Source organism: Streptomyces sp. NPDC056479 (assembly GCF_042795335.1).
Lineage (GTDB): Bacteria > Actinomycetota > Actinomycetes > Streptomycetales > Streptomycetaceae > Streptomyces.
On record NZ_JBHTRZ010000011.1, the window covers coordinates 182,635 to 203,701 of the forward strand.

15 protein-coding genes are annotated in these 21,067 nt (G+C 70.5%); 9 read left to right on the plus strand and 6 right to left on the minus strand.

The features are described 5' to 3' along the window. Positions 1-13: 13 nt before the first annotated feature. On the minus strand, positions 14-2,338 hold the full coding sequence (locus ACFQ6S_RS36570) for a Tat pathway signal sequence domain protein (protein WP_383419320.1): 2,325 nt from the start codon (positions 2,336-2,338) through the stop codon (positions 14-16). A 186-nt stretch (positions 2,339-2,524) separates the two neighbouring features. Here ACFQ6S_RS36570 and ACFQ6S_RS36575 point away from each other — a divergent pair, with 186 nt between their 5' ends. Beyond that, positions 2,525-3,835 carry an SUKH-4 family immunity protein gene (locus ACFQ6S_RS36575; protein WP_383419321.1) on the plus strand — a complete coding sequence of 437 codons (1,311 nt, stop codon included), beginning with the start codon at positions 2,525-2,527 and terminating at the stop codon, positions 3,833-3,835. A 43-nt stretch (positions 3,836-3,878) separates the two neighbouring features. Continuing rightward, positions 3,879-4,838 carry a LysR family transcriptional regulator gene (locus ACFQ6S_RS36580; protein ID WP_383419323.1) on the plus strand — a complete coding sequence of 320 codons (960 nt, stop codon included), beginning with the start codon at positions 3,879-3,881 and terminating at the stop codon, positions 4,836-4,838. A gap of 23 nt (positions 4,839-4,861) precedes the next feature. Here ACFQ6S_RS36580 and ACFQ6S_RS36585 read toward each other — a convergent pair whose 3' ends face one another. The 3 genes from ACFQ6S_RS36585 to ACFQ6S_RS36595 all read right to left on the minus strand — a co-directional run bounded on the left by ACFQ6S_RS36585 (position 4,862) and on the right by ACFQ6S_RS36595 (position 8,706). Next, positions 4,862-5,038, minus strand: coding sequence for a hypothetical protein (locus tag ACFQ6S_RS36585; RefSeq protein WP_383419325.1), 177 nt, complete (start codon positions 5,036-5,038; stop codon positions 4,862-4,864). Between the two features lie 65 nt (positions 5,039-5,103). Continuing rightward, complete coding sequence (locus tag ACFQ6S_RS36590; RefSeq protein WP_383419327.1) at positions 5,104-6,189, minus strand: sugar ABC transporter substrate-binding protein; 1,086 nt, start codon at positions 6,187-6,189, stop codon at positions 5,104-5,106. An 18-nt stretch (positions 6,190-6,207) separates the two neighbouring features. Then, complete coding sequence (locus ACFQ6S_RS36595) at positions 6,208-8,706, minus strand: SpoIIE family protein phosphatase (protein ID WP_383419329.1); 2,499 nt, start codon at positions 8,704-8,706, stop codon at positions 6,208-6,210. 235 nt (positions 8,707-8,941) lie between these two features. On the opposite strand from ACFQ6S_RS36595, the gene ACFQ6S_RS36600 reads away from it, so the two are divergent. The 7 genes from ACFQ6S_RS36600 to ACFQ6S_RS36630 all read left to right on the plus strand — a co-directional run bounded on the left by ACFQ6S_RS36600 (position 8,942) and on the right by ACFQ6S_RS36630 (position 19,748). After that, positions 8,942-10,054: a substrate-binding domain-containing protein gene (locus ACFQ6S_RS36600; RefSeq protein WP_383419331.1), complete on the plus strand. Its 1,113-nt coding sequence runs from the start codon at positions 8,942-8,944 to the stop codon at positions 10,052-10,054. Positions 10,055-10,100: 46 nt separating this feature from the next. Then, entirely contained in the window at positions 10,101-10,874 is a 774-nt protein-coding gene (locus tag ACFQ6S_RS36605) for an ATP-binding cassette domain-containing protein (protein ID WP_383419332.1), read from the plus strand. A 20-nt stretch (positions 10,875-10,894) separates the two neighbouring features. After that, complete coding sequence (locus ACFQ6S_RS36610) at positions 10,895-12,175, plus strand: sugar ABC transporter permease (RefSeq protein ID WP_383419334.1); 1,281 nt, start codon at positions 10,895-10,897, stop codon at positions 12,173-12,175. A gap of 75 nt (positions 12,176-12,250) precedes the next feature. Next, positions 12,251-12,883 (plus strand): DedA family protein, encoded by a 633-nt coding sequence (locus tag ACFQ6S_RS36615; protein ID WP_383419337.1) that lies wholly within the window; start codon positions 12,251-12,253, stop codon positions 12,881-12,883. Between the two features lie 149 nt (positions 12,884-13,032). Beyond that, positions 13,033-18,009, plus strand: a complete 4,977-nt coding sequence (locus ACFQ6S_RS36620; RefSeq protein ID WP_383419339.1) for a family 43 glycosylhydrolase — start codon at positions 13,033-13,035, stop codon at positions 18,007-18,009. Between the two features lie 68 nt (positions 18,010-18,077). Continuing rightward, positions 18,078-18,437, plus strand: a complete 360-nt coding sequence (locus ACFQ6S_RS36625; protein ID WP_383419340.1) for a DUF779 domain-containing protein — start codon at positions 18,078-18,080, stop codon at positions 18,435-18,437. Between the two features lie 75 nt (positions 18,438-18,512). Beyond that, positions 18,513-19,748: a phosphodiester glycosidase family protein gene (locus ACFQ6S_RS36630; protein WP_383419342.1), complete on the plus strand. Its 1,236-nt coding sequence runs from the start codon at positions 18,513-18,515 to the stop codon at positions 19,746-19,748. 27 nt (positions 19,749-19,775) lie between these two features. Here the strand turns inward: ACFQ6S_RS36630 and ACFQ6S_RS36635 are convergent, their stop codons facing one another. Both ACFQ6S_RS36635 and ACFQ6S_RS36640 read right to left on the minus strand, forming a co-directional pair. Beyond that, positions 19,776-19,970, minus strand: a complete 195-nt coding sequence (locus ACFQ6S_RS36635; protein WP_383419344.1) for a hypothetical protein — start codon at positions 19,968-19,970, stop codon at positions 19,776-19,778. 124 nt (positions 19,971-20,094) lie between these two features. Then, positions 20,095-20,958, minus strand: a complete 864-nt coding sequence (locus ACFQ6S_RS36640; RefSeq protein WP_383419346.1) for a phosphatidylinositol-specific phospholipase C/glycerophosphodiester phosphodiesterase family protein — start codon at positions 20,956-20,958, stop codon at positions 20,095-20,097. Positions 20,959-21,067: the final 109 nt, after the last annotated feature.

The window sequence follows — 21,067 nt, forward strand, 5'->3', positions numbered from 1 at the left end:
TTTCGGACGGTGGCTACGGCAGTCCCCAGGCCGGACCCGGTTCGCCGACGGCGACGGGCGCGATGACGAGGTCGGGGCGGGAGCCGGAGTGGACGAGGACCTCGCGGCCCTTGGGCAGGTCGATGGCGAGGGTGCCCTCGCCCAGGTCGCGGGTGCGGGCCGGGGTGCCGTCGTCGAGGAGGACGGTGAGGGTGCCGGTCAGACCGTGGCGGAGGTGGAGCGGCTCGCCCGCCAGGCTCCTGATCCGGATGAACCTGGTGGTGCCCGCCTTGCGAACGGCGCTGACCAGGAAGGCGCCCTGGGTGCGGAAGTCGTGCAGGGTGACGTCCGCCCATGCGGTGGGCACGGCCGGGAAGACCCGGATCACCCCGCCCCAGCTCTGGCAGAACATGTCGTGCAGGGACTGCGAGGCGGACAGCGGCGTCTCGATGACCGGACCCGCCTCGGTGTAGTGGGTGTTGGCCTGGCAGGGGTACCGGGTGGTGGGGTCGAAGAACTTCTTCAGGTAGCCGATCGCGGTGTCGCCGTCCCCGGTCATCGCGTACAGCGAGGCGGCCCCGGTGTAGCTGTAGCCGCGGTGGGCGCCGGTGAGCGCGTGCCAGTGCTCGACGGACTTCGTGATCAGCTCGCGGCTTTCGGGCTGGTCCCAGTTGACGAGGTACAGCGGGTACACCATCAGCAGGTGCGAGTAGTGCCGGTGGGACTGCGCGTACGGGGTGTCGGCGCCGATCATGAAGCCGTTGCCGTCGACGGGGTAGGGCGTGAGCCAGGCCAGCACCTCCTGCCAGCGCGGCGTCAACTCGTCGTCGATGCCGAGGAGTTCGGCGGACTCGATGAGTGTTCGACAGCCCCAGCGGATCAGGGCGAGGTCGTAGTTGGTGTCCTTCGGGGGCACGATGGGGTACTCGGGCGAGAGGGTGCTCGGCAGGTGGAGTCTGCCGTCGCTGCCGGGGGTGAGGAAGTGCAGGTAGTAGTTGATCGCCCGGCGGAGCACGGGGTAGATCGTGTCGCGCAGCAGGGCCTCGTCCATGGAGTGGCGGTAGGACAGCCACACGTTGTGCAGCGCCCAGGTGAGGTCGCCGGTCTCGGCGCCGGTGCCCGGCTGTCCCACGCCGCGGTTGGCGAACATGTCGGAGCTGCGGCCGACTCCGGAGCTGTCGGCGCGGTAGGCGGCGGGCACGTTGGCGATGAGCTGTTCCTGGCTCTGGCGCAGGGTGGTGGCGAGCGCGTCGAGTTCCAGGTGGTTGGAGCCGTGGATGAGCCAGTACTCCAGCTGGACGTTGAGGTTCCACCAGACCGCGGGCCACGGCGTGGGTTCCAGCCAGGGCCCGCAGGTCGCCATGACGGGGCCGCCCGCGCGGCTGGCGGAGGCGACCTTGTACAGCTGGATCCAGTGGAAGCTCTGCAGCCGCTGGTCGGGGAAGGACACGAAGCTCTTGCGGTAGAAGGCGTGCCACCAACGGGTGTGCCGTCGTCTCAGGTCGCCGTAGGACGTCGCGCGGCTCAGGTTGCGCAGTGAGTCGGTCTCGGCAGCGGTGGCGGAGGGGAAGCCGTGTCCGACACTGAGCAGCAGGTCGTCGCCGGTACGGCGGTACGCGGTGGCGGTACTGCCGCCGCCGGTGAGGGGTTGGAGGACCTGCTCGGTGCCGTCGGAGGTGGTCCGTGTGGTCCAGGGCGGGTTGGCGGTGTAGCCGGCGGGCGGAGCCTCGCTGATCTTGCGCGGGCTGACGGCCTCCTCGGGGTGGAAGGTCCAGACGACGCGCTCGTCGCCGTCGGCCGTCGCGCGGACGGCGAGGACCTCGTCGTGGATGAGGGCGGCGAGGGTGAGCGTGCCGGCCGTGGTGGTGACGGTGCCGGTGAGTTCGGCGTTCCACAGGCTCAGCCGCCAGTCGACGGCGGTGACGGTGCCGACCGGGTCGAGGGTGAGGTGTCCGACAGGGAGGCGACAGGTGCCCCAGCCGCTGCCGAACTGCGGCCGGTGGTCCTGGACCCGGCCGTGCTGGACGGTGAAACGGATGCGGTTGGCGCCCGGTTCCTGGTAGATCATGCTGCCGAGCAGCCCGTCGCCGAGGAACGGGCCCTCGTACCAACGAGTGGGCAGCCTGGCCCACCGCAGATCCTGGCCGCGCAGGAATCCCGCCCAGGCGCCGTCGGTGGTCATGGTGTCGCGCAGACGCCAGGGACGTCTGGTGCCGCCGGCCGCGGCGGGCGGCACGCTCTCCATGGGCTCTTCCGCGTGGGCCGTTCCGGGCAGGGCCGCCGCTGCCGCGCCGCCGAGCGCGGTGCCGAGTAAGGCCCGGCGGGCCACCGTCGAACGTTGCTCCGGCTGTGAGGTCATCCTTGTCCTCCAGACCTGACGGATCTTCGATACATCGGGTGTATCGCGGAACCTAGCAGGGCTCATGAACCTGTCAATGACCTCAGCGACATCAGGAGTCTCCAACTCATCCGATGTATAGGGGGCTTGAGTTCAGCGTTGGAGACGTCAACCCGGGGCGTCACCGGAGGGTGACAGGATGGCCGTATGTGTGCTGAGTTTGACGACGTACTGGCCGACCCCGCACGGCTGTTGACCGCCGACCGCGCGGCGGTGCGGGACCGCATCGCCGCCGGGGACGCTGTGGACGGCGTGGGGCGTGAGGTCTTCCTCCAGGCCGAGGCGATCTTCGGGAACGCGGAGGTCACACCCGCCGAGTTCGCCTCCTGGCTGCACTTCGCGGCCAAGGCGACCGGCCACGAGGAGTACGCCGAGTCGATCGCGGCGGTCGAGCCGGAGATGCCATGGCGGACGGTGTGGGCGTGGTGGCGGCCGGCCAACTGGTTCGTGGCCAACCCGAGTCTGAACGGCGACTACTACCAGGTTCGTCATCGTCTCCACGAGGGCCGCGAGCTCATCGAGGTCGCCGACAACTGGCGGGGCCCGACCTGGCTCGACGCGGAGACCGGTCGGAGGCTGCAGGTCCGGGTCCAGGAGCCTTTGCCGGAGGCGCCCTTGTCGTTGGAAGCCCTCAACGCGCCCGAGCTGTACGAGTTCGACCTGGTCGCGCCGGAGAGCTGGGAGCACGCGGCCGCGTTCAGCGCCGAGGAGGGCAGGATCCGGTATCTCGTCAACGGCAACCACGGCCTGGCGGTGCTGGAGGCGGACGAGAAGGTACTGCTGGACTGGCCGCGCGGTGAGGGAATCGACTGCTCCTCGTCCGAGGAGGCGCTGCCCGATCCCGAACCGGAGCTGCGGCGGCCGACCGGCCCGCTCACCCCGGCCCGCGTCGATGACGCCTTCGGGGAACGGCACGTGATGCGCATCCCGGAGAGCGGCCTTCCCGAGGGCCTCGAACACCCGGGAAGCAGGAGGCACTTGCGGGAGATCGGCCTCCCCACCTTGTGGATGTGCCATGGCGCCCAGTACGAGGCGCGGCCGGCCGACGCCATGCGTCCTCCGGCCGACGGCGACCTCTCGGGGAACGGCCTGCCCGACGGTGTGCGCACCTCGGATCTGATCGCCTTCGGCCAGGTCGACTACGGCGAGCTGTTTCTGCACCGCCACAACGGGTCCGTGCACATGTGGAGCCTGCTGGACCGCAAGGCGGGCGGGAAACTCGTACAACTGGCTCCGGACCTCGATGTCTTCACACGCGTCCTGGAGGCGGTCTACCGCTACAGCAACGCCTGCTGGCACCCCTATCCGGTGGAGCGGGGCCAGGACGCGGTGACGGCGGTGTTCCTGGCGGAGATCGACGAGCTGGCCCCGGGCCTGCTCGACCGCACGACGCCCAGCGGCCATGTGTGGAGCTGGTTCTACGCAGGCATCACCGAGCTGGGTGTGGACGGCTTCTAGAGCCGCGGGCACGACCACACGTCGTACGCATAGGCTGCCCGACGTGGACCTCAACGCCGTCCGAACCTTCGTCGCCGTCGCGGACGCCGGTCAGTTCCAGAAGGCCGCCGTCGATCTGTCCCTCACCCAGCAGGCCGTCTCCAAGCGTGTCGCCGCGCTGGAGCGGGAGCTCGGGGTGCGGCTGCTGACCCGTACGCCGCGCGGTGCGGAGCTCACCGTCGACGGGCAGGCGTTCCTGGCGCACGCCCGTGCCCTCCTCCGGACGGAGGCACGGGCGAGGGCCTCCGTGCGACCCGGGAGTCGTGCCCTGCGTGTCGATGTGATCGGCCGTCGGGCCTCGCTCGCAGGTCTGCTGCGCGGCTTCCACCGCGACCGTCCCGGGATCGATCTCGACGTCGTGACCCTCGCCGGCTCGCAGGAGGCCGTCGCAGCCGTCCGGGACGGCGGCATCGACGCCACCTTCCGCGCCGTGACCATGCCCGGTCAGCCGATCCCCGACGGCATCGAGATCACCCCGGTCAGCGACGAGCCGCTCCATCTGTTCACCGGTCCCGCCCACCCGCTCGCCGGTGCCACCGCGGTCACCCCGGCCCAGCTGGCCGGGCACCGGATCTGGATGCCGGGCAACGTCCCCGGCACGGAGTGGACCGCGTACTACGAGGCGCTGGCCGCCGAGTTCGGGCTGACCATCGAGGCGTCCGGCCCCAACTTCGGGGTCGAGGCACTCATCGAGAGGGTCGCCGCCTCCTCGACGCTGGCGACGTTCCTCGGCGTGCAGACGCCCCTGATCCGGCCCGCCGGATACGAGATGCGGCTGATCCCGCTGCGCGACCCGACCCCGGTCTACCCGCACTCACTCCTGTGGCGAGCCGACAACCGGCACCCGGCCCTCGCCGCACTCCGCGCGTATCTGGCCTCCTTGCACCACGACCGCCCGGACGGCGAGATCTGGACGCCGGCCTGGGCCCGCCGTTCCGCCGGCGCCTCGTCCGGCGCCGGATGACCCTACGCCGAGCAGCTCGTAGGTCACTTGGTCCCGGTGTCGTCCATCCGCTCGCCCTCGGCCTGGGACGGCTCGGTCCTGGGGACTTGCGGATGCCGCTCCATGGCCGCACGCCCGGGCGGCTCCTCGCGTTCCCCCTCGGCCTGGGAGGGGGTGTGAGAGTACAGCCAGCGGTCGTAGTCCGAGTCTCCGGTCTTCATGGCTGACCTCCGTCGGTCGTTTCTCTCCCATGCTGCGCCCGACCTGGCCCGCCGACCAGTGCTCCTCATCCGGCGAGCCCGATCCTGACGCAGGCGGCGCGGAGTTTCGGGATGCAGATCTGCTCCACGGTGAAGACGCCGTCGTGGATGACGGTCTTCTCCATGTCGGCGGCGGTCACCAGGATCGGAGTGAGCAGGATGGAGGGGATGTCCTCGTCGGTGGGGCTGTCGATGCTCGTCGTCGAGACGTCCTCGGCGTCCTCGCCGCGCCCGAGGGCGACGACCATGGCGGCGGCAGCGGCGGCTTCCTTCTCGAACGGTTTGTACACCGTCATGTACTGCTCGCCCCCGACTATGCGCCGCACCGCCTCCAGGTCGGCGTCCTGACCGGTGATCGGGGGAAGGTCCGTCACGCCGGCCTTCTTGAAGGCGGAGATGACGCCCGAGGCGATGGCGTCGTTGGCCGCCACGACGCCGCTGATGCGGTCCGCCCCCAGGGAGGCGATGGCGGCGGACATGTTGGCGTGGGCGTTCTCCGGACTCCAGCCCGCGGTGTCGTACGACCTGGCGATCGTCGCCCTGCCGGAGAGTACGGACATCACGCCCTGGCGGAACCACACCGCATTGGCGCTGCTCGGATCGCCGTTCATCATCACGACGGTGCTGCCGTTCCCCCGGTTCGCCATGGCCTTCAGGAGGGCCTCGCCCTGCATCCTGCCGACCTTGGCGCCGTCGAAACTGACGAAGCCCGAGATCGGGCCCTCGGCGAGCCGGTCGTAGGCGACGACCGGGACACCCGACCGGCGTGCCTCCTGGATGGAGGAGCGCAGTGCCTTGCTGTCCGCGGGGTCGAGGATCAGGACGTCCGCCCCCTTGGTGATCATGGACGACATCTGTTCCCGTTGCCTCGCCGCGTCGTTCTCGGCGTTGGCGTACATCATGGTGCAGTCGTCGCACAGCTCCTTGAGCCGCTTCTCGATCAGCGGCTTGTCGGCGTGCTCCCAGCGGGGGGTCACCCGGTTCGGGAGAAGCAGGCCGACCGTGAAACTGCTGTCCGAGCCCGCCGCGTCGTCGTCGCCGCAGGCGGCCAGGGGCACCATCACGAGTCCTGTGACGAGCGCCGCGACGACCGGCAGCGTACGGGTCCTCATCGCAGCTCCTCCCTTCCGTCATGCCTTCGCGTCCGCGGTGGCCGGTTCGCCCCGCGGCACCGTGATCTCGCTCCACACCTGCTTGCCGCCGGCCACCGGCACCGTGCCGTAGGCGTCCGACACCGCCTCGACCAGCAGCAGGCCCCTGCCGCCGGTCGACTCCCAGTCCACGATCACCGGCTTGGCGGGCGCGCGCGGCGAGGAGTCGCTCACGCTGACCCGGACCCGGTTGCCGCGCAGCACCAGGTCGAGGCGGACCGCGCCCTGGGTGTGCACCAAGGCGTTGGTGACCAGTTCGGACACCACGAGCAGCACCGCGTCGGCGGCTTCCTGGACGTGCCAGTGGCGCAGGGTGCGGGCGGTGAAGCGGCGGGCGTGCATGACGGCGTCGGGCAGTCGCCACACCACCCAGCCGGCCCGGATCGGCCGGGTCTTCATGCCGTCGTAGCGCAGCAGCAGCAGCGCCACGTCGTCCTCACGGCGGCCGCCGTCGCCGAGCAGCGCGTCGGCCATCCGCGCCGGATCCGTCGGATCGGCCCCGGCGAGCGCGGTGCGTGTGCGCTCCATGCCGACGTCCAGGGGCAGGTCGGCGGCTTCGACCAGGCCGTCGGTGATCAGGGCGAGCACCGTGCCGGGGGTGAGCGCGACCGCGGTCAGGGGGAACTCAGCTTCCGCGAGAATGCCCAGCGGGGGCCCGCCCTCGATCAGCACCTCCTCGGTGGAGCCGTCGGGATGGCGCAGCAGCGGCGAGATGTGGCCCGCCCGGACGAACAGGGTGGTGCCCTCCTCCAAGTCCAGTTCGACATAGCAGCAGGTGGCGAAGAGGTCGGTCTCCATGCCGACGAGGAGGCGGTTGGCGTGCGCCACGACCACGTCGGGCGGATGGCCCTCCACCGCGTACGCCCTGACCGCGGTGCGCATCTGGCCCATGATCGTCGCGGCGGCGGCGCTGTGCCCCTGTACGTCGCCGATGACCAGCGCGACCCGGTCCTCGGACAGGGCGATGACGTCGTACCAGTCGCCACCGACCTGGAGCCCCCGCCGGGCCGGCAGATAGCGGGCGACGGCCGTCCCGCCGGGCAGTTCGGGCAGGCGCCGGGGCAGCAGACTGCGCTGCAACAGCGTGGCGAGCTCCTGCTCGGCGTCGTGGGCGTGCGCCCGTTTGAGTGCCTGCCCGACGAGTGCCGCGGTGGCGGTGAGCAGGGATCGCTCCTCGGGGATGAACTCGTGCGGCTCCTCCCAGCCCACCAGGCACACCCCGGCGACGCTGCCCTTGGCCGGGAGCGGCAGAACGGCCAGTCCGCCGGGGCCGACGCCCGCGAGTCCCGGTTCGACGGCCGTGCCGGCGGGCCAGAGATCCATCCGGCCGTCCCGCAGGGCCAGTTGCAGGGTGGGCAGGGCGCTGATGGGTGCGTCGGGCCACTCCGAACGCCATTGCGGGCGCCACAGCTGCGGCCAGGAGTCCGGATCCGGCGGGTCGAGCAGGGTGACCATGAGCCGTTCGTCGCGTACATCGGCGAGCGCCACCCGGTCGGCGCCCAAGGGCTCGCGCAGGGCGGTGACCGCGACCTGTCCGACGTCACCGACGGACGCGGCCTCGTCGAGTGCGGCGGTCAGCCACTGGATCCGGGAAACGTCGTCGACGCCACGGCTCTTGACCTGGGTCGCCGTCACCACGCCCAGCACCCGCTCCGGCTCGTCGTCGGCGCTCGCCGGGACCCGGCAGCTCAGGCTCAGCCAGCGCACCTCGCCGCTGGGGCGGCGGACGCGGAACTCCAGCTCCCGTCGGCCGAGTGCGTGCAGGGACGGCTCCGTGACGGACATCAGCGCGGGCATGTCCTCGGGGAGGGCGTGCGCGAGCAGGGTGTCCACCTTGCCGTCGAAGTCGTCCGGCGTGATGCCGACGATTTCGAGCAGCGCATCGTCGGCCTCGATCAGGCCGGTGTCGGGCACCAGCACGAACGAACCGACGCGCAGCCCCCGCAGGGCACGGCTCAGCGGGGAGTCCTCGGCGCCGGCGCGCAGTACGCAGGCGACGGCGACGGCGTACCGCTCGAGGAAGCGCTGCTGCCCGGCGTCGAAGCCGTCCGCGATGGCCCCCACGACGACGAGGCAGCCCAGCCGCTCCCCGTCCGCCCCCAGCGGCAGCGCGCCGAGCGACGCCGTCCGCGCTCTGGGCGGGGTGGGGGCGCCCTCGGGGTAGGCGGCGAGAGCCGCGGCGTTCAGCCACATGGGGCGGTCGGTGCGGAAGGCGTGGGCCGCGGCCGAACCGCCCGACAGGGAAAGCCGCTTCGGCAGCCGGTACTCGGGAGCGCCGCCGGTCGTCTCCAGCAGTTCGAGTTCCTCGTCCCCGGCGGCGGGCGCGTACAGCGCCGCCAGTGCCGCTCCGGCGAAGGTCAGGGCACGATCACTCGTGGCGGCCTCGGGCCCCGAGGGCGCTGAGCCGTTGTCCGCGGTGCCGGCCCCGGATGCCCCCGGCGCCGAAACTCCGGTCCGGGCCCGGCCGTCGTGAGGCATGTCCGCAACCTTCCTCCCGTCCCTGCCGGAGGTGCCGAAGGAGATCGGGGCGCCCGCTCGCAGCACGTTCGAGCGCGGTGAGGCGACGCCTGAACACCAGAATCGCATATATGGATGACCCGGACATATCTGCCCGCTTACCCACCCTGCCGGGCGCCCTCGCTGCGTTCGCAGATCACGACACCCGGTGTCACACTGACCAAGTGGTCGACATGTGAGAAGGCCAGGTGTCGCCATGCTCACCAGTGAGTTCTCCCGTTCGAAGGCCCCCATCAGGAATGCGGCCCTCTCCATGATCGCGATCTCCGTCGCTGTCGGCCTCGCGGCCTGCGGGACGGACGGCGGGAGTACCTCCGAGCCGGATGACGGACCCCGGATCGGTGTGCTGCTGCCGGACGCGACCACGGCCCGCTGGGAGACCCAGGACCGGCCGCTGCTGAACAAGAGGATCCGGGCACTGTGCCCCACGTGCACGATCGAGCACGGCAACGCCAAGGGTGACGTGGCGACGCAACAGCAGCAGATGAACTCGCTGATCGCCCAGGGAGTCGATGCCATCCTGCTCGTGGCGGTGGACTCCAGATCGCTCGCCACCACGGTCAAGAAGGCGGACGAGGCCGGTATCCCGGTCATCGCCTACGACCGCCTCGCCGAGGGACCCATCGCCGGCCATGTCTCCTTCGATGGCCAGGAGGTCGGCAGACTGCAGGGCCGGGCGCTGCTGAAGGCCATGGGCGACAAGGTGCCCGGCGCCCAGATCGTCATGATGAACGGCGATCCCATCGACCCCAACGCGGTGCTGTTCAAGGAGGGCGCGCTGTCCGTGCTCACCGGCAAGGTGAAGATCGGCAAGGAGTACGACACGCTGCAGTGGCGGCCCGAGAGCGCCAACATGAACATGTCCGGCGCCATCTCCGCGCTCGGCGTCGACAACATCCAGGGGGTCTACGCCGCCAACGACGGCCTCGCCGCCGGCAGCATCTCCGCGCTCAAGGCCAACAAGGTCGACCCGCTGCCCCCGGTCACCGGGCAGGACGCCGAACTCTCCGCCGTGCGGCGCATCGTCCGCGGCGAGCAGTACATGACCGTCTACAAGCCCTTCCGGCCGGAGACCGCCGCCGGCGCCGCCATGGTCGTGGCCGCCGCCCGTGGCGAGAACCTCGACCGTGTGGGCAAGGACGAGGTGAGGACGAACACCGGAAAGACGGTTCCGGCGGTCATGCTCACCCCGGTCTCCGTGACCGCCGACAACATCAAGAGCACCTTGGTGAAGGACGGCGTGTACACGGTCCGGCAGATCTGCACCCCCGGTCTCGGCGCCGCCTGTGCCAGGGCGGGGCTGACCTGACCTCTGCCCCGGCGCCGTCCGGGCCACGGGAAGGAGATGGTTCTCCGTGCCTGCTGCCCCCTTGCTGGCGTTGCGTGGCGTGTGCAAACGCTACGGCGCCGTCGAGGTCCTCGTGGACATCGACCTGGAGATCCATGCCGGGCAGGTCGTCGCGCTCCTGGGCGACAACGGCGCCGGCAAGTCCACCCTGGTCAAGGCGATCTCCGGCGTCGCCCCCGCGGACCGGGGCGTCATCGAGTGGGAGGGCCGTCCCGTCCACATCCGGCGCCCCAACGACGCCCGCGACCTCGGCATCGCCACCGTCTACCAGGACCTCGCACTGTGCGGGAACCTCGACATCGTCGGCAACCTGTTCCTGGGACGCGAGATCCGCAGATACGGCTTCCTCGACGAGATGGAGATGGAGCGCCGCACCCTCGCCCTGCTGGAGCGCCTGACCAGAGGCGTCCCGGAGCTGCGCGCCCCCGTGGTGTCGCTGTCCAGCGGTCAGCGGCAGACCGTCGCCATCGCCCGCTCACTCCTCGGCGAGCCCCGGCTCCTGGTGCTGGACGAGCCGACCGCCGCACTGGGCCTGAATCAGACCAACGAGGTCCTTGACCTGGTGGACGAACTGCGGGACCGCGGCCTGGGTGTCCTGCTGATCAGCCACAACATGGGCGACGTCAAGGCCCTCGCGGACCGGGCCGCCGTGCTGCGGCTCGGCCGCAACAACGGCTTCTTCGACGTGAACACCGCCTCGCAGGAACAGATCATCTCCTGCATCACCGGGGCGACGGAGAACACGCCCCGCCGGCCGGCGCACCAGGAGGCGGCGTGGTGAGCCCGTCAGGAGGCGCCGAGGTGAAAAGTACGCGCGAGACGGCGGACACCCCGCAGGCCGAATCCTCCGCACCCACCGCCGAGGCCCGCAAGGCGCACCGCGGGTCGTCCGTCGCCCGGACCCTGGAGAGCTGGGTCGCCTTCTCGCGGCGCAAGCTGAGGGCCGGTGAAGTGGGTTCGCTCCCCGTCGTCGTCGTCCTCGCCGTCGTCTGGATCACCTTCCAGTCCCTCAACGACAACTTCCTCTCACCCCGGAACCTGTCCAATCTCAGCGTGGACATCGTCGGCACGGGCCTGATAGCGGTCGGCATCGTCTTCGTGCTGCTGCTCGGTGAACTGGATCTGTCGGTCGGCTCGATCAGCGGGCTCGCGGCGGCCGTGTTCGCGGTGCTGAACGTGAACAACGGCGTGCCCGAGTGGCTGGCGCTCATCATCGCGGTGCTCGCGGGCACGGCGGCGGGCACGGTGCAGGGCTATTCGTTCGCCAGAACGCGGGTGCCGGCGTTCGTCGTCACGCTCGCGGGGCTGCTCACCTGGAACGGCCTGATGCTGTACATCCTGGGCACCAGCGGCACCATCAACCTCGACGAGAACGGGCTCATCGCCAAGCTGACCAGCTACTACTTCACCGACGACGCCGTCGCCTACGGACTGGCGGCGCTCGCCGCGGGGATGGTCTTCCTGGTCTCCTACCTGGATCTGCGGCGCCGGACGGCCGCCGGCATGCCGCACCGCTCGCTCCAGGTCATCGCCCTGCGCGCGGGAGGCCTCGCGGTGATCGCGTTCACCGTGGCGTATCTGCTCAACCGGTTCCAGGGCCTGCCGCTCGCCCTCCTGATCTTCCTCGTGGTGGTGGCCGGCCTGGACATCGTGCTGCGCCGCACGCACTACGGGCGCCAGGTCTACGCCCTCGGGGGCGGCGTCGAGGCGGCCCGGCGCGCCAGCCTGCGGATTACGGGGGTACAGACCGCGGTACTCGCGGTCTCGGGCACCATGGCCGCGATCGGCGGTCTGTTCCTGGCCTCGCGCATCACCTCGGTGAGCCAGACCTCGGGCTCGGGCGTGCTGCTGCTCAACGCCATCGCGGCGGCCGTCATCGGCGGCACCAGCCTGTTCGGCGGCCGTGGTTCGACGTGGACGGCGGTGCTCGGCATGCTGGTGATCCAGTCGATCGCCTCGGGCATGGCGATCACGGACACCCCCGCCGCCGTGCAGTTCATGATCACGGGCGGGGTGCTGTTCGCCGCCGTGGTCATCGACGCGCTGTCGCGGCGCTCCCAGGAGGCGCACGGACGGGCCTGACGCCCGGCTTCACGGGCCGAAGCGGGAGATGCCGTACGGAGGGCGAGCGCCGAGGGCGGCCGGGAGGTGAGGGTGATGATCGCCGTCAACCCGATGGACAGCGACTCGGTGCTGGCGACGTTCGGGGCCATCGGTGTCCTCGTGGTGATCTTCGCGGAGTCCGGCCTGCTCGTCGTCGGCTTCTTCCTGCCGGGCGACACCCTGCTTCTCCCGGCCGGTGTGCTGTGCGCGGCGAGCGCCGAGCAGGCGGCCCCACTGGTCCTGTGGCAGGTGCTGCTCTGCGCGGCCGTGGGCGCCGTGGCCGGCGGCCAGGTCGGGTATCTGATCGGCCGGCACGGCGGCCGGCCCCTGCTCGCCCGCACCTCCAGACGGCGCGTCCGCGACACGGCGGCGCGGGCGGAGAAACTCCTCGCGCGCTACGGCTACGGCAAGGCCCTGGTGATCGGCCGTTTCATCCCGATGGTGCGGACCGTCCTGCACCCGGCGGCCGGGGCGCTCGGCGTGCCCGCGCGGACCTTCACCCTCTGGCAGATCGTCGGCGGGCTGCTCTGGTCACAGAGTCTCGTCCTGGCCGGATACGCCCTCGGGGAGTCCGTCCCCGACATCGACGACTATCTGCTGCCGATGGTCGGCATCGTCGTCGTGATCTCCCTGCTGCCGCTGCTCCCCCTGCTGACGGAGGCCCGCCGGGCGAAGCGCGACCGCTGAACAACCTCGTTCGACTGGTCGGACATTGTTCGAAAACCCTTGACGCCCCACCACACCCCGATTGAAACTCTCGCCACACGACGTCACACAGCCGAAACGGCAGGGTGCCCATGGCCGAGGCCCCGCCATGCCTCAGCAGGGAACTCGACATGCCGTACATCGCACGTGTCCGTGTCCGCGCGAGACGCCTGGCGGGCCGACTCGCCGGGCTCACCGCCGCGTCGCTGTTACTGGGACTGACCCCCGCCCTTCCCGCGCAGGCCGCCGAAACGGCCGAGGCGGCGGACGTCACCGACGGACTCGCCCTCTGGTACAAGCTCGACACCGCCTCCGGAGACACCGTGACCGACGCCTCCGGCCACGGCCTGGACGCCTCGGTGAACGGCACCGCCGACTGGTCGGGCACCGGTCAGGGTCTCGCCTTCAACGGCTCCGACACCTACCTCAAGGTGCCGAACGACGTGATGAAGGGCATGGACTCGATCTCCGTCTCGCTGGACGTGATGGTCGACGCCGCCCAGAGCACGCCGTACTTCGTCTACGGCTTCGGCAACTCGAGCGGCGGCAACGGCAACGGCTACCTCTTCACCACCGGCAACTCCCTGCGGACGTCGGTCGCGAGCGGCAACTGGTCGACCGAGCAGACCACCAAGCCCGCCGACTCCCACAACCTGACCCGCTCGGTCTGGAAGCACCTCACCTACACCCAGACCGGCACCACGGGTGTCCTGTACGAGGACGGCGTCGAGGTCGGCCGCAACACCGCCGTCGGCATCACTGCGGGCGCCATCGGTTCCGGCACCACCACCGCCAACTACATAGGCAGGTCGGTCTACTCCGGCGACAAGCTCTTCAAGGGCCGCATCCGTGACTTCCGGGTCTACGACCGCGCCCTCGCCGCCACCGAGGTGGAGCAGCTCGCCCTCCCCGTCGCCACCCAGGGCGTCGCCGAGGACAAGGCCGCGCTGAGCCTCGGCGACACCGGTGCCGTCGTCGCAGACCTGGACCTCCCGAGAACCGGCACGGCCGGCGGCTCCGTGATCGGCTGGGCCAGTGACAACCCGGCCGCCTTGTCCGACTCCGGCAAGGTGAACCGCCCCGCCGCCGGTCAGCCCGACGCCCACGCCACGCTCACGGCGACCCTGAAGAAGGGAACCGTGACGGACACCAAGGTCTTCGATGTCACCGTGCTCCCCGACTTCGACGACCGGACCGCCACCGAACAGGCCGCCGCGGCCCTCACCGTGCGCAATCTCGACGACGTACGCGGCAATCTGACGCTCCCCGCACGAGGCGGCCACGGCACCGACGTCACCTGGACCTCCGCGCAGCCGGACGTCATCACCTCCGACGGCCTGGTCCACCGCCCGGCCCACGGCACCGGCGCCACCACCGTCGAACTGACCGCCACCGTCACCAAGGGCGAGGCGAGGACGACCCGCGTCCTCACCGCGAAGGTGCCCGAGCTGGCGAAGCAAGCGGCCCTCAAGGGCTACATGTTCAGCTACTTCACCGGCGAGGGCACGGCCGACGGCGAACAGCTCTACGCCGCGCTGAGCAAGGGCGACGACCCGCTGCACTGGCGGGAGTTGAACGACGGCAAGCCCGTCCTGACCTCCACGCTGGGCGAGAAGGGCCTGCGCGACCCGTTCATCATCCGCTCCCCGGAGGGCGACAAGTTCTACCAGATCGCCACCGACCTCAGGATCTACGGCAACGGCGACTGGGACGCCGCCCAGCGCACCGGCAGCAAGTCCATCATGGTGTGGGAGTCCACCGACCTCGTCCACTGGACGAACCAGCGCCTCGTCGAGGTCTCACCGGACAGCGCGGGCAACACCTGGGCGCCGGAGGCGTTCTACGACGCCCGGCGCGGTGAGTACGTCGTCTTCTGGGCGTCGAAGCTGTACGACAACGAGGCGCACTCGGGCGACACGTACAACCGCATGATGTACGCGACCACCCGCGACTTCTACACCTTCAGCGAGCCCAAGGTCTGGATCGACCGCGGCTACTCGGTCATCGACTCCACGGTGATCCGGCACGACGGGACCTACTTCCGCCTCTCCAAGGACGAGCGGAACAACTCCTCCTCCACGCCCAACAGCAAGTTCATCTTCGAGGAGAAGAGCGACTCCCTCCTCAACCTCTCCTGGGACGCCGTCGCCGAGGGCATCGGCAAGGGCGCGATGAGTGCCGCCGAGGGGCCGCTGGTGTTCAAGTCGAACACCGAGGACAAGTGGTACGCCTTCCTGGACGAGTTCGGCGGCCGAGGCTACATCCCCTTCGAGACGACCGACCTCGCCTCCGGCGTCTGGACCCCGTCCACCGGCTACGACCTCCCGGCCAGGCCCCGCCACGGCACGGTGCTCCCGGTCACCCAGGCCGAGTACGACCGCCTGCTGCGCGCCTATCAGCCGGACCAGCTGGTGGAGGGCGTCGAGGACGTCTCCGTGCAGACCGGCATCGGCCGGGCGCCCGTTCTGCCGGCCACCGTGATCGCCACATACGCCGACGGTGTGAAGCGTCCCGTCGCGGTGACCTGGGAGGACGTCCCGGAGTCGAAGTACGCGCAGCCCGGCGCCTTCACCGTGACGGGCAGCCTGCCCGACGGCGCCGCGATCCCGGTCCGCGCCGAGGTCACCGTGTCGGAGGCGGGCCCAGGCGTCCCCGCCGACCTGCTCCTGCACTACGGATTCGACGAGACCGGCGGCAGCATCGCCCGCGACTCCAGCGGTCACGGCCACCACGGCACCTACGTCCGTACGCCCGACTTCGGCACCGGTGTCGAGGGCGGCTCGTTCAAGATGTCCGGCGACTCGAACTCGCCATATGTGAAGATCCCGAACGGCGTGCTGAAGGACGCCGACAGCGTCACCGTCTCGACGTACGCCAAGTGGAAGGGCGGGGACAACTTCCAGTGGCTGTTCGGCCTCGGGCCCGACAGCGACAAGTACCTCTTCGCCACCCCCTCCAACGGCGGCTCCAGCCTGTACTCGGCGATCACGAAGGCGAGTTGGTCGGCGGAGTCGAAGCTGACGGCGGGCTCACGGCTCACGCCCGGCGAGTGGCGGCACGTCACCGTCACCCTCGACGGTTCGACGGGCACGATGGTCCTCTATGCGGACGGCGTCGAAGCGGCCCGCACGACGACCACCATCAAGCCGTCCGAGCTGTACGACGCGAGCAAGGACCACAGCGGCTACATCGGCAGATCCCTCTACGCCGCCGATCCGTACTTCGGCGGCGAGGTCGACGACTTCCGCGTCTACGACCGGGCCCTGACCGCCGCCGAGGTCATGGAGCTCAGCGGCAACACCGCGGGCATCGCGAAGGCGACGCACCCGGCGCTCAAGGTCGACGCGCTCATCGACAACGCGGGCAGCAGGGTCACCCTGCCGATGCGGGAGGGCACCGATCTCACCGCCCTCGCCCCGGAGTTCACCCTCGCGCACGGTGCGGCGATCAGCCCGGCCTCGGGCAGCGTCCAGGACTTCAGCAAGCCGGTGACGTACGAGGTCACGGGCTCCGACGGCAGGAAGCGCAGCTGGACGGTCTCGGCACTCGTCATGAAGAGCCCGGTACTGCCGGGGCTCAACGCCGACCCGAACATCGTCCGCTTCGGCGACACCTACTACCTGTATCCGACGACCGACGGCTTCGAGGGCTGGAGCGGTACGCAGTTCAAGGCGTACTCCTCCACCGACCTGGTCCACTGGAAGGACCACGGCGTCATCCTCGACCTCGGTCCGGACGTCTCCTGGGCGGACGGCAGGGCCTGGGCGCCGACGATCGCCGAGAAGGACGGGAAGTACTACTTCTACTTCTGCGCCGACGCCAACATCGGGGTCGCGGTGTCCGACTCGCCGACGGGTCCGTTCAAGGACGCGCTCGGCCAACCGCTGCTCAAGGCCGGGCAGTTCAGCGGCCAGATGATCGACCCTGCGGTCTTCACCGACGACGACGGGCAGTCGTATCTGTACTGGGGCAACGGGCATGCGTACGTCGCGCCCCTGAACGCCGACATGACGTCCATCGACACCTCGAAGGCCGAGGAGATCACCCCGAACGGCTACAACGAGGGCTCCTTCGTCGTCAAGCGCAAGGGCACGTACTACTTCATGTGGTCGGAGAACGACACCCGGGACGAGAACTACCGTGTCGCGTACGCCACCGGCCCCTCCCCCACCGGCCCCTGGACCAGGCACGGAGTGATCCTGGAGAAGGACCTCTCCCTCGGCATCAAGGGCCCCGGCCACCACTCGGTGGTGCATGTCCCGAAGACGGACGAGTGGTACATCGCCTACCACCGGTTCGCCGTACCGGGCGGTGACGGCACCCACCGTGAAACGACCGTCGACAAGCTGGAGTTCGACTCCGAAGGGCTGATCAAGAAGGTCGTCCCGACGCTGACGGGCATCGACCCGATCGTCAACCGCGCTCCGACGGTCGTCTCCTCGACCGGACCGACGTCCCCCGTCCCGGCCGGTCACCGGGTCACCGTCACGGCCGGGTTCCGGGACGCGGACGTCGGCGACCGGCACACCTGCCGGGTCGACTGGAAGGACGGCACGGATCCGACGGCGGGCAAGGTGGAGGGCTCGACCTGCCGAGCCGAGCACACCTACGCCGGGGCCGGCATCCACCGCCCGGTGGTCACCGTCACCGACAACGACGACGCCTCGGACAGCACCACCCTCCCCGAGCTGATCGTCTACGACCGCGCCGCCGGCCCCGCGCTGGGCACGGGCGTGATCACCTCGCCGGCCGGGGCCTACCCCGCCAGGCCCGGACTGACCGGCAAGGCGGTCTTCTCGTTCGCCGTCGCCTACCCGAAGGGAGCCACCGTCCCGACCGGGAAGGTCGACTTCGACTTCGCTCGGGCCGGGCTGAAGTTCCGGTCCACCGGCTCCGACTGGCTGGTGGTGAGCGGGTCCCGGGCGGTGTACCAGGGCTCCGGCAAGGTCAATGGCAGCGGTGGCTACGGCTTCCGCGTCACCGCCACCGACGCCCCGGACACCTTCCGTATCAGGATCTGGAAGAAGTCCACCGGTGACGTGGTCCACGACAACGTCACCGGCGCACGGACCGCGGGCTTCATCACCGTCGGCGGCGGCCGGCGCTAGAAGCGCCGCCGCGTGCGCCGCGGCTGGTGCAACCCTCTCGCAACGTTGCCTGTGCTGCCCTTGCTGCCATGTATGAGGAGACCCCGCGCGTCGAGCTGACCCTCGCGGCCGCCGACCTGCTGCGCCGACTGCGCGCGGCGCACGGCCCGCTGATGTTCCACCAGTCCGGTGGCTGCTGTGACGGCAGCGCGCCGATGTGCTATCCGGCGGGCGAGTTCCGGACCGGCGGCTCGGACGTGCTGCTCGCCGAGCTGCAGGTCGAGGGCGTGGCGGAGCCGGTGACGTTCTGGATGTCGCGCAACCAGTACGAGGCGTGGAGCCACACCCGGCTGATCGTCGACGTGGTCGAGGGACGGGGCAGCGGATTCTCGCTGGAGGCACCCGAGGGAGTGCGTTTCCTCATCCGTTCTCGCGTCGTCGGCACCTAGAAACCCGGCTGGCCATCGCCGTCTGGTGCACTTTCCCTGAGTCCTGGGACATTTGACGAGACCTCAGGGAGAGACGTGACTGTTCGTCAGAAACGGTTCGCGGCAGCGAGAGCGGCGGCCACGCTGCTCACGGCATTCGGCGCGCTGGCCGGCGCTGCCCTGGCGGGGGCGGCACCGGCCGGCGCCGCGCAGGGCACTCCGCTCGCGCCGGGTGTCGCCTACGACGAGTTCGACATCCCGGCGGCGAAGGGCACGGCACACGCCCACGTCCTCACCGTCGACCTGCGCAATCCGCGCGTACATCTCGATCTGCTGTACCCGGGAGCGTCGGCGGCCCGGGCCACCGTCTCCCAGCAGGCCACCGCACAGGGCGCGGTGGCCGGCGTGAACGGCGACTTCTTCAACATCAGCGAGACCCAGCACCCCGGTGTCGCGGCCACCGGCTCGAGCGTGGGACCGGTGATCGCGAGCGGCCTGGCGCTGAAGGCGGCGGTCCCGAACGGCCAGCGCTTCGGGCCCGCGCTGCCGCCCGGCACGAGCACCGAGGACGTGTTCGGTGTGGGGACCGACCGCCGGGCCCGGCTGGACGGGCTGAGCCTCGACGGCTCGATCGCCACGCCCGAGGGCAGCCTGCCGCTGGGCGGGCTCAACCAGTACGCGCTGCCGGTGGGCTCCATCGGGGCGTTCACCTCCAAGTGGGGCAGCGTCTCCCGGGTGCGCGCGACCTGCGGCACGGACACGGACCGGGCGGCTCCGTGCAGCACCGACACCTATGAGGTGGCGGTCCGGGACGGCAAGGTCGTGTCTACCGCCGACACCCCGGGCAGCGGCCCCATCGCCGAGGGCACCACCGTCCTGGTGGGCCGCGAGGCCGGTGCCCAGCAGTTGCGGAAGTTCTTCGCGGGCGAGGCGGTGTCGGTACGGCACCGGCTGGTGGCGGCGTCGTCGCGGATCCCGTACCGCTTCGCGCTCGGCGGCTACCCGGTGCTCGACGACGGTCAGCCGCTGCCCGGCCTGGACGACCGGGCCTCGGCCGTGCGCACCGCCGTCGGCATCGCGGACGGCGGCCGGCGCCTGGTGCTGCTCGCGCTGGACGGCGCGCCGGAGTACCGCACCGGCCTGACCATCGCGGAGGTGGCCTCGGTGATGCGTGATCTGGGTTCGGCCGACGCCTTCAGCCTGGACGGCGGCGGCTCGTCGACGCTCGTCGCCCGTGAGCCGGGGGCGGCGACGGTGTCCGTACGGAACCATCCGTCCGACGGGCGGGAACGCCCCGTTCCCAACGGCATCGGGGTCTTCTCGGCCCCCTGACGGACGCCCTCGCGTCGATCCTGACGGTCACGGTCTGAGGCCGCTCACGATGTCGGCCGTGGCCGTCAGCCCGCTGTTGATGGTGGGCGCCATGCTCGTGCTGGCCAGATAGAAGCCGAGCAGCAGGCACACCAGCGCGTGGGTGATCTTCAGCCCGCCGTTGCGCACGAAGATCACCGCCAGGACGAACAGCAGCAGCACCACAGAGATGGAAATGGCCATCGTCAGTCTCCTCCGCCACGCCTCTTGCCCGGTTCACGGCGTTCGGCCGTAAGTGTGGCGTAGCGGAGGGTTCGTCCGTGCGGCTGACCTGTACTCCGAACGAGTGGTGTCCTCCGTGGTGTCGCTAGACCGTCCGATGGGCGTCGAGGAAGGCCTCCAGACCGGCGAGGTCGTCGGTGTTGAGGTAGTCGACGTCGGCGGCGAGCAACTCGCCCCACAGGGCGTCCCGGGCGGGACCCGCGATGTCGGGGGTGGCCCAGAACCGCACCTTCTGTCCACGCGAGTGCGCCGCCCGCACGATGCCGCGGAGCTTCTGCCGCTCGGCGTCCGGGAAGGCGCCCACGCCGAGCCAGGTGAAGTTAAGCGTCCAGTTGTCGCTGATGAGCGGGACGAAGGAGGCGGGCGCGGAGGTGCCGAGGTCGCTGAGACGGCCGTCGTAGAAGGCGCGACGGACGGTCTGGGCCTCCATCGGGGTACGCGCGGCGCGGTCGCCGGAGATGACGGCGGTGACGGGGCCCGGGAACACCCGGCCGTGGGCGTACGTCGTGAACAGGTGCTTGTAGCGGCGCAGGTGCTCGTCGAGTTCGAGGTAGGTCGAGGAGCCCTCGGTCTTGATGTCGATGAGCAGCTGAAGCGAACCCCGGTGACCCCGGTAGACGCAGCCGTGGTTGGCCCGGACACGCGCGGCCAGCGGGTCGAGATAGAGGGACTCAAGGGTGCGCTCGGGGTCGAGGTCCTCGGGGTCGTGGGCGACCAGGAGCTGGTCGCCGACCAGGTAGATGTCCGCTTCGAGGCTGCCGAAGCGGTGGTCGAGGGCGTCGAAGAGGGGCCGCGGGTGCTCGTAGTCGTTGTGGGCGTGCGCCCGCCACAGCGGACGCGGACGGTGCTTCTGTTCGCCGGCCAGCGCACCGGTGGCGGGCAGGGCGACCGTGCCCGCGAGGGCTGCGCCGAGGGTGGTGAGGGCTCTGCGACGGGTGGTGAGGGCCATGCTCTGCCTCCCTGATAGGGCCGGATGGAACCGCAGTGAGTATGCGATTCCGAAGGGCCCGAACAGCAGTGCCTGAGCGGTGAGTTGGCCGGACTGCCGTCCTTCGTTC